Origin of the sequence: Citrobacter sp. CK189, from assembly GCF_030333505.1 — a bacterium.
Lineage (GTDB): Bacteria > Pseudomonadota > Gammaproteobacteria > Enterobacterales > Enterobacteriaceae > Citrobacter_B > Citrobacter_B koseri.
Map to the genome: position 1 here is coordinate 1 of NZ_JAOWFV010000027.1, position 212 is coordinate 212.

1 tRNA gene is annotated in these 212 nt (G+C 53.3%); it reads right to left on the reverse strand.

Annotated features, from left to right (window positions below):
- Nucleotide 1: 1 nt before the first annotated feature.
- Nucleotides 2-78, reverse strand: a tRNA-Arg gene (locus OGV83_RS00725).
- Nucleotides 79-212: the final 134 nt, after the last annotated feature.

Genomic DNA, 212 nt, shown 5'->3' on the forward strand with positions numbered 1-212 from the left:
ATGGTGCATCCGGGAGGATTCGAACCTCCGACCGCTCGGTTCGTAGCCGAGTACTCTATCCAGCTGAGCTACGGATGCATTGGGAAACTTATTTACTGCCGATATTGATACCGCTACAAAAGCCATATCAAGTAAGAGATGGTGCATCCGGGAGGATTACTCGGCTGCGCCTCTCCCTACGGGCCGTTGCTGAAGCAACGTTATCCTCCCTG